Genomic DNA, 8,248 nt, shown 5'->3' on the forward strand with positions numbered 1-8,248 from the left:
TGAACCGGCGGATTCAGTAGGGATTGCCGGGCACGTCGAGGTGCGTCCGGTAGAGGCCGAACCCGCCGGACACGCCGGAGGTGATGTACAGGGTTCGCCCGTCCGGTCCGCCGAACGCCGCGTTGGTCGTGTTGCGGCCGGCGGAAATGGTGCCGAGCTGCGTGCCTGACGGCGAGAAGACGTGGACGAGCCCTTCGTCGTAGGAGGCCCAGTACAGGTTGCCCGCGCAGTCGATGGTCGCGCCGTCGGGGGTCTTCATGCTCGCGAACGTCGTGCGGTTGCCGGTGGTGCCGTCCGGGAACACCGTGTACTTCATGATCGCGTTGGCCCCGGTGGCTCCCACGTAGAGCGTCTTGCCGTCGGGGGACAGGACGATGCCGTTCGGCTGGGGCAGCGTGTCGTCGACGAGGGCGACCACGCCGTCGCGGACGCGGAAGACGCTGGTGTGGCCGCCTTGTTCGTCCGCCCGGTTGCCGCGCTGGTAGTTCGGGTCGGTGAAGTAGGTGGTGCCGTCGCGGCCGGTGGTCAGGTCGTTCGGCGAGTTGAACGCGTGGCCGAGGTAGCCGGCCGCGACGGTCGTCCGGCTGCGGTCGGCCAGGCGGTAGGCGGAGATGGTGCGGTTGTCGTGGGTGGCGGCGAGCACCCGGGTGCCGTCGGCGCTGATCGCCAGGCCGTTGCTGCCGGAGTCGGCGATGAACGTCTCGAACGTGGCCGGCGGCGTGTACCGGAGCATCGACGACGGCTGCACGCCCTGCGGGCCTGTCGGATTCTGCATGTTCGACAGCAACAGGGTGCCCGTGCCCTGGTCCCACGTGGGCCCTTCCAGGAAGCTGAACCCGCTCCGGATGAGCTGGGCAGCCACCGACCGGCTCGGCAACGGCGCGCCGTAGGTCGCTCCGGGGGTGCACGGTGAGGCCGTGGTGGCGCCGGAGGCCGCGGGGGCCACCGCGCCCGCGAGGACGACCGCCGCCGCTGTCACTGTCCACTTGCGACGGTGACGCGCTGTCCCGTGGTGAGCCATGGCGGCTCTCCTTCCGTGCTCGGCCGGATCCTGGGAGCGCTCCCAATCGCACCGTAGCGTAATCCGCTGACCACCGGCAAGACCGGTGAGTGGGTAACTCACCGCGGTCCCCGGAGGGCACCACCCCGGTCGAACTTTCTCCGGATTTCTCGCCGACTCGTGTCGAGAACGGGAAACCGGCTCCGACTGGGGGGTATCGGCGGCCGGAAAGGGGCCGCCACCACGAGCGGAGCGCGAACGATGACCAAGGTGACCGCCCAGATGTCGGTGTCCCTCGACGGCTGCTACACCGGGCCGCGGGACCCGCGGGGCGAGCAGGACATGAAGGGCTGGATGCGGGGCCCCGAAGCTCCCGGGTTCTTCCGGGTGACCCGCTGGGCCGTCGACGCCATGGCCTGGCGGGAGCGGCAGGGCTTCGCCGGCGGCGAGCAGTCCGCCGACTCGGAGATCGTCGCGGAGATGTTCGCGTCCGCCGGGGCCTACGTCATGGGACGGCGCATGTTCGACGCCGGCGAGGTGCCCTGGGGCGAGGAACCACCGTTCCGCGCCCCGGTCTTCGTCGTCACCCACCGGCCCCGGGAAGTGCTCGAACGCCGGGGTGGCACGTCCTTCACCTTCGTCACCGAGGGGCCCGAGCGGGCCGTCGAGCTGGCCCGGGCCGCCGCCGGGGACAAGGACGTGGCGGTGGCCGGTGGCGGGGAGCTGCTGCGCCAGGTGCTGGCCGCCGGGCTGCTCGACCAGCTCGACCTGCACATCGCGCCGGTGCTGCTGGGCGAGGGCCAGCGGCTGTTCGGCCCCGGTCTGGGCCTCGGCCCGGGCGAGGGCATCGAGCTGGCGCCGGTCCGGGTCGTCGAGTCGCCCGGGGTCACCCACGTCCGCTATACCGTGACCGGACGGTCGGAGCTGGTGCTGGACGATCGCGGTGCGAGCGGCGAGCTGGTCGGACCGGCCACGGCCGGGCAGTGAGAGAGGAACGTCCCGTGAAGTACATGCTCCTGATCTACGGCAACGAGGAAGCCTTCAACTCGGTGGGTGCGGAGACCCTCGCCGAGATCATCCGCGAGACCGACGCCCTCAACCAGGAGCTGTTCGAGTCCGGCGAGCTCGTCGGCGCCTACGGCGTCGCCGACGAGGAGAACACCAAGATGGTCCGGGTCACCGGGGGGACACCGGTGGTGACCGACGGTCCCTACGCGGAGGCCAAGGAGTTCCTGGGCAGCTTCATGATCGTCGACTGCGACGGCATGGACCGCGCACTGGAGATCGCCGCCCGCGCCCCGTCGGCGCGCTACTGGGGGGTCGAGGTCCGGCCGTTGATGCACGAGGCGAACGTCGAGCCGTGACCGGGTGGCAGGCCGTCCGGCGGCTGGTCCCGGAGGTGCTCGGCGTGCTGGTGCGCCGCTACGGCCGGTTCGACGCCTGCGAGGACGCCGTCCAGGAAGCGCTGCTGGCGGCCGCGGCCCAGTGGCCGGCGGAGGGGTGGCCGGAGAACCCCCGGGCCTGGCTGGTGACGGTGGCTTCGCGCCGCCTCGCCGACCAGGTCCGCAGCGACGCCGCCCGCCGACGGCGGGAGGAGGCCGACGCGCTCCGCACTCCTCCCGCCGGCGGCGAGGCCGAAGCCGGTGACGACACCCTCACCCTGCTGTTCCTGTGCTGCCACCCGGCGCTGACGCCGTCGTCGCAGATCGCGCTGACGCTGCGGGCCGTCGGCGGGCTGTCGACCGCCGAGATCGCCCGGGCCTTCCTCGTGCCCGAGGCGACCATGGCCCAGCGCATCAGCCGGGCCAAGCACCGGATCAAGGCGGCCGGAGCCGGCTTCGAGCTGCCGCCGCCCGCCGAACAGGCCGCGCGGCTCGGCGCCGTGCTCCACGTGGTCTACCTCGTCTTCAACGAGGGCTACACGGCGACGTCGGGGACGCGGCTGGTGCGGGCCGAGCTGACGGCCGAGGCCATCCGGCTGGCCCGCGAGCTGCACCGGCTGGTCCCCGGCGACGGCGAGGTGGCCGGGCTCCTGGCGTTGCTGCTGCTGACCGACGCCCGCCGGCCGGCCCGCACGGCCCCGGACGGGTCGCTGGTGCCGCTGGGCGAACAGGACCGGACGCGCTGGGACGCCGAAGCCATCGCCGAGGGCGTGGCGCTGGTGACCGGTGCCCTGGCGAGCGGCCCGGTCGGCCCGTACCAGCTGCAGGCCGCGATCGCCGCGGTCCACGACGAAGCACCCACGGCCGAGGTCACCGACTGGCCGCAGATCCTGGCCCTGTACACGGTGCTGGAGCGGGTGGCCCCCAACCCGGCGGTGACGCTCAACCGGGCGGTGGCGGTGGCCGAGGTCCACGGACCGGCCGCCGGGCTGGCGCTGCTCGACGCCCTCTCCGCCGACGAACGCAGCTCGTTCTCCCACCACCTCGTGTCCGTGCGGGCACACCTGCAGGAAATGGCGGGCGACCACGCGGCGGCGCGCGCCGGCTACCAGGAGGCGGCCCGGCGCACCACCAGCGAACCCGAGCGGCGCCACCTCCTCGCCCGCGCCGCGCGGCTGAGGTGATACCCCTGACCAGACCGACGACACAGCCAGGACGGAGCGGCCGGCGATGAACACGAGCAGAGCGGTGGCCTGGGAAGGCTTCTTCAACACCAGGGACCTCGGCGGACTGCCCACCAGGTCCGGCGGCACGACCGCCTTCGGCGCCTTCTTCCGGGGCGCGGACCTCCGGTTCGTCACGGAGGCGGGCTGGACCCAGGCGCGCGAGTCCGGCGTCCGCACGATCATCGACCTCCGGAACGCGGACGAGATCCGGCCGGCGCAACGTCCGGTGACGGCGCAGGCGGGCTCGGCGCAGTTCGCCGCCGCCCCGGACGGCCCCACCACGCCGGCGGCCGTCGGCCGGGTCGAAGTTCCGCTCGACGACATCGACGACCTCGAGTTCTGGCAGCGCGTCAACCGGGAGGGGCTCAACGGCAGCCCGCTCTACTACCCCGTCTTCCTCCGGCAGAAGGCCGGGCGGTGCGCCGCGGTGATCAAGGCGATCGCCCGAGCCGAGCCCGGCGGCGTCCTGTTCCACTGCGGCGGCGGCCGGGACCGGACCGGGCTGGTCGCACTCTTGCTGCTGGCACTGGCCGACGTCGAACCCCGCGCCATCGCGGCGGACTACGCCCTGTCCGCCGAGGCGCTCAAGGCCCTGTACGCGGCGATGGGAACCGAAGACCAGCAACCGGTCATCCAGGCGATGCTCGCGGCCCGCGGGACCACGACCGAGGAGGCCGTCCTGGCGACCCTCGACGATTTCGAGGCCGAGCAGTACTTGCTCGGCGCCGGGGTCACCGCGAGCGAACTCCAGAGCGTGCGCGGCAGGCTCTTGGGGCAGCCCCGGCACTGAGGCGCCGGCTCCGAACGGCCCTGCCCGCGCTCTCGGTCGTAGAGGATCATCACCTGATTTCCAGCCGTTCGCCGCAGGGTGCCATCGGCCGAACGGGCGATCGAACGTCCGTCGTCCTCGCGCTGCCGGGCCTCGTCCGCCGCGCGCTCGACGCGATCTCCGTCGACTGACGGTGCCGGGTTCGTCGTCGCCCCCGACGGGCCCGGAATGCGGCAGGATGTCCGGCATGACGTTGCCAGTTCTGCCCGAGGAGTCCTTCCGGCGTGTGCTCTGCGTCGTCGCGCATCCCGACGACATGGAGTACGGCACGTCCTCGGCCGTCGCGCGCTGGACCGCCCGCGGCATCGAGGTCGGCTACCTCCTGCTCACCCGCGGCGAGGCCGGCATGCCGAACCCGCCCGAGGAAACGGCCCGCCTGCGCGTGGCCGAGCAGCAGGCCGCCTGCGCCGCGGTCGGCGTCGAGCACCTGACCGTCCTGGAACACCCGGACGGCGTCCTCGTCCACGGTCTCGACCTGCGCCGGGACATCTGCCGGGAGATCCGCCGCTTCAAACCCGACGTCGTCTTCGGCAGCAGCTTCGAAGTCGAGACGCCGTACGGCTTCGACCAGGCCGACCACCGCGCGGCCGGACTCGCGACGCTGGACGCGATCCGGGACGCGGGCAACCGGTGGGTCTTCCCGGAGCAGATCGACGACGAAGGCCTCGAACCGCATTCCGCGCGCTGGTACCTCACCCCGGGCATGACGAACCCGACCCACGGCGTCGACATCACCGGCGAACCACTGCGCCGCGGTGTCGCCTCACTGGAGGCGCACGCGGCCTACCTGGCCGCCCTCCCGGACCACCCGGCGCCCGCCGACTTCATCCCGCAGTTCGCCGCGATGGGCGGCAAAGCCCTGGGTGTCGAGCACGCCGTGCTCTTCCGCGCCCACGACCTGCAGGCACCGCCGGAACTCCCCACGGAAACCACCGAAGACTGACTCGGGTCCGGCCGGCGGGAGGAGCTGGGGGGTGGAGTACGTGTCCCGGGTGCCGCGGCCGCCGCTGGACGGGCTGATCGACGACCTCTACTACCTGGAGGGTGCGCCGCCGTACGCCCGGCTGACGCTGCCGCCGGCCCCGACCGCGCTGCTCGTCGTCAACCTCGGGGCGCCGTTCCGCATCCGCGGCGGCACCGACGCCGAGCCGGCCGAGTACGCCGACGGCTGCGTGATCAGCATGCCGACCCGCGCGTTCGAGTTCGGCTACCCGCCGGGGACGCGGTCCGTCGGCGCGCACGTCAAGCCGTGGGGACTGGCGCCGTTCCTGCCGATGCCCGCGGCCGAGCTGTGCGACCGGCCGGTGACGCTGGAGCAGATCTGGGGCCGGGCCGCGGTTGCCGGGCTGCGGGACCGGCTGGCCACGGCGGACGGACCGCACGAGATGCTGGCGCTGTTCGAGGAAGAGCTGCGGCAACGGCTGCGTGAGACCGCCGGTCTGGGACTGGTCAGCCGGACCGGCAGCGTCATCGCGGCGGCCGGTGGGGCGGTGGCGATCGGCGACCTCAGCGCGGCCGCCGGTGTCAGCGGCACTCATTTGGCGAAGCGGTTCAAGGAACTCGTCGGCGTCACCCCGAAGCGGCTCGCCCGCGCCCACCGCTTCACCGCCACCGTGTTCGCGATCGACCCCGCCGGACCGATCGACTGGAGCGGCCTCGCCGGCGGCGCGGGCTACTTCGACCAGGCCCACTTCGGCCACGAGTTCCGGGCGTTCACCGGGCTCACGCCGACCCGGTACGTCGAAGTCCGGCGGCGGTTCCTGCGCGAACACCCCGGCCACGTGCTGAACGGCTGGCCGCTGCCGTCCGATTGATTTCTTACAAGAGCCACCGCGCACGAGCGGCTAATTTGGGCACCCCCAAGCAGAGGAGAGTGCCGTGGGCAAGGTGGTCATGTACGGCTCGGTGTCGGTGGACGGCTTCGTCGCGGACGAGAACGACCAGCCCGGACCGCTGTTCGACTGGCTGTCCGGAGGTGACGTCCCGCTGGACGACAGTGGCGTGGTGAAGGTGTCGCAGCAGTCCTACGACTACCTCCGGCCGTACTGGGACGAGATCGCGGTGACCATCGCCGGCCGCCACGTCTTCGACATCACGGACGGCTGGGACGGCAAGCCGCCGAGCGGGGTCGGCCACGTGGTCGTCGTGACGCACCGGCCGCCACCCGAGGGCTGGAACCCCGAGGCACCGTTCCACTTCGCCGACGGCATCGAGGCAGCCGTGGCCAAGGCCCAGGAGCTCGCGGGTGACCGCGTGGTCGAGGTCGCCGCCGGCGACGTCGGAGGCCAGGTGCTCGCCGCGGGGCTGGTCGATGAAGTGCGCATGGACGTCGTCCCCGTGGTGTTCGGGTCCGGCAAGCGGTACTTCGGGCCGGTCGACGCGCAGCACCTGCTGGAGGATCCCGACGTGGTGATCCGGGGCAACCGGGTGCTTCACCTGCGCTATCGGGTGCGCGGCGGGACCGGCGGCGAAGGCTGATCCCGCGCCTGGCTCCCGCCTCCTCACCACCGGCGGAGGCGGTGCCCGGCGTCGCCCCACAACGAGGTCAGCCGCACCCCGTCGTCGGTGCAGAAGAACGTGGCTCCCGCCACCGCCGCGCCAAGACCGAGGACTTCGGCCAGCATCGGCAGCACGTACGGCAGCGCGGCCGGCTCGCCGAGTGCGTCCAAGGCGACCAGACGGCCGGTCGACGGCGTGGCGATCAACGCCCCCAGCAGGAACAGGCCGAACCAGGCCAGCTTCCACCGGCGGCGCCGCGCGCGGCCGAATACCCGCACCCGCACCCGGCTCCCACAGGAGCCGCAGGTCACCGTGGCTTCGACGAGTCCGGTGGCGGGCCTCGGAACCGGGATGTCGCTCAGCGAGTACCGGACGGTGGTGGCCGGCGCCAGGTACTCGCGGTACCGCTCGCTGTGGACGCAGGCCAGACGCACCCGCGGAAACTCGCCTGTCTCGGTCACTGCTCCCTCACGACTTCCCGCACCGGGTGCTGCTTCCGGAGTATCGGGCTGGGTCTCGGGGACCGGTCCCGGAAAGCCGCTCCGGTGACGCGGGGTCAGCGGTCCGACACGGGATTTCGTACACTCCATGGGTGGGCATGGGGAGGGTCGTGGCCAACCGTTACCGGTTGGAGGAAGAGCTCGGCCGGGGTGGGATGGGCGTCGTCTGGCGGGCGGTCGATCTCGAGCTCGGCAGGCAGGTGACGCTCAAACGCGCGCTGGGCGAGGACGCCGGGCAGATCCGGCGGGAGGCGCGGATCGGCGCCGGGCTGCTGCACTCGAACGTCGTCACCGTGTTCGACACGGTCGTCGACGGCGACGCCCGGTGGCTGGTCACCGAGTACCTGGCCGCCCGGACCCTCGAAGAGCTCGTCGACGACGACGGGCCGCTGCCCGAGGAGCGGGTCCGGCGGATCGGCGCACAGCTCGCCGCGGCGCTGGCGGACATGCACGCGCGCGGCATCGTCCACCGCGACGTCAAGCCGGGCAACGTCCTGGTGACCGCGGACGACGTCGCCAAGCTCACCGACCTGGGCATCGCCCGCTGGACCGAGGTCACCCGCACCGGCGGCGCCCAGCTCACCGGCACGCTCGGGTACGTCGCGCCGGAGGTGGCCGACGGCGCCGAAGCCGGGCCCGCCTCGGACGTCTTTTCCCTGGGGGCGACCCTTTACGCCGCGATCGAAGGCCGGTCGCCGTGGGGCTCGGGCGAGGACGGCCCGTTCGCGCAGGTGCGCCGCGCCGCCGCCGGGCGCACCGCGCCCACCGAGCGCGCCGGGCGGTTCGCGCCGGTGCTCGAGGCGCTGATGGCC

At 72.8% G+C, this 8,248-nt stretch carries 10 protein-coding genes; 8 read left to right on the forward strand and 2 right to left on the reverse strand.

The window, feature by feature from the left end; all coding sequences use genetic code 11:
- Positions 1 to 13 precede the first annotated feature (13 nt).
- Positions 14 to 979 (reverse strand): SMP-30/gluconolactonase/LRE family protein, encoded by a 966-nt coding sequence (locus tag IE317_RS28135; RefSeq protein ID WP_229902955.1) that lies wholly within the window; start codon positions 977 to 979, stop codon positions 14 to 16.
- Positions 980 to 1,261: 282 nt separating this feature from the next.
- On the opposite strand from IE317_RS28135, the gene IE317_RS28140 reads away from it, so the two are divergent.
- The 7 genes from IE317_RS28140 (at position 1,262) to IE317_RS28170 (ending at position 6,915) form a co-directional block, all read left to right on the forward strand.
- A complete protein-coding gene (locus IE317_RS28140; RefSeq protein ID WP_191314357.1) occupies positions 1,262 to 1,987 on the forward strand; it encodes a dihydrofolate reductase family protein in 726 nt (241 codons plus the stop codon).
- A 23-nt stretch (positions 1,988 to 2,010) separates the two neighbouring features.
- On the forward strand, positions 2,011 to 2,364 hold the full coding sequence (locus tag IE317_RS28145) for a YciI family protein (protein ID WP_229902959.1): 354 nt from the start codon (positions 2,011 to 2,013) through the stop codon (positions 2,362 to 2,364).
- Complete coding sequence (locus IE317_RS28150; RefSeq protein WP_191314359.1) at positions 2,361 to 3,566, forward strand: RNA polymerase sigma factor; 1,206 nt, start codon at positions 2,361 to 2,363, stop codon at positions 3,564 to 3,566. The genes IE317_RS28145 and IE317_RS28150 overlap by 4 nt, the downstream gene beginning before the upstream one ends.
- Before the next feature lie 46 nt (positions 3,567 to 3,612).
- Entirely contained in the window at positions 3,613 to 4,398 is a 786-nt protein-coding gene (locus IE317_RS28155) for a tyrosine-protein phosphatase (RefSeq protein ID WP_191314360.1), read from the forward strand.
- Positions 4,399 to 4,615: 217 nt separating this feature from the next.
- Positions 4,616 to 5,380 carry a PIG-L deacetylase family protein gene (locus IE317_RS28160; RefSeq protein WP_229902956.1) on the forward strand — a complete coding sequence of 255 codons (765 nt, stop codon included), beginning with the start codon at positions 4,616 to 4,618 and terminating at the stop codon, positions 5,378 to 5,380.
- Positions 5,381 to 5,429: 49 nt separating this feature from the next.
- Positions 5,430 to 6,251 (forward strand): helix-turn-helix domain-containing protein, encoded by an 822-nt coding sequence (locus IE317_RS28165; RefSeq protein ID WP_191314371.1) that lies wholly within the window; start codon positions 5,430 to 5,432, stop codon positions 6,249 to 6,251.
- 64 nt (positions 6,252 to 6,315) lie between these two features.
- Positions 6,316 to 6,915 (forward strand): dihydrofolate reductase family protein, encoded by a 600-nt coding sequence (locus IE317_RS28170; protein WP_191314362.1) that lies wholly within the window; start codon positions 6,316 to 6,318, stop codon positions 6,913 to 6,915.
- 23 nt (positions 6,916 to 6,938) lie between these two features.
- Here the strand turns inward: IE317_RS28170 and IE317_RS28175 are convergent, their stop codons facing one another.
- On the reverse strand, positions 6,939 to 7,397 hold the full coding sequence (locus IE317_RS28175) for a hypothetical protein (protein WP_191314363.1): 459 nt from the start codon (positions 7,395 to 7,397) through the stop codon (positions 6,939 to 6,941).
- A 137-nt stretch (positions 7,398 to 7,534) separates the two neighbouring features.
- Between IE317_RS28175 and IE317_RS28180 the strand changes: the two genes are divergently transcribed.
- Positions 7,535 to 8,248, forward strand: a 714-nt coding sequence (locus IE317_RS28180) for a serine/threonine-protein kinase (protein ID WP_191314372.1), incomplete at its 3' end; no start/stop codon positions are given.

The organism is Amycolatopsis bullii, assembly GCF_014654205.1.
In the GTDB taxonomy this organism is placed as follows: domain Bacteria; phylum Actinomycetota; class Actinomycetes; order Mycobacteriales; family Pseudonocardiaceae; genus Amycolatopsis; species Amycolatopsis plumensis.

Coding starts and splice junctions, on each gene's coding strand:
- IE317_RS28140 (WP_191314357.1), top strand. CDS start 1,262: ATGACCAAGGTGACCGCCCAGATGTCGGTGTCCCTCGACGGCTGCTAC.
- IE317_RS28145 (WP_229902959.1), top strand. CDS start 2,011: ATGCTCCTGATCTACGGCAACGAGGAAGCCTTCAACTCGGTGGGTGCG.
- IE317_RS28155 (WP_191314360.1), top strand. CDS start 3,613: ATGAACACGAGCAGAGCGGTGGCCTGGGAAGGCTTCTTCAACACCAGG.
- IE317_RS28160 (WP_229902956.1), top strand. CDS start 4,616: ATGTCCGGCATGACGTTGCCAGTTCTGCCCGAGGAGTCCTTCCGGCGT.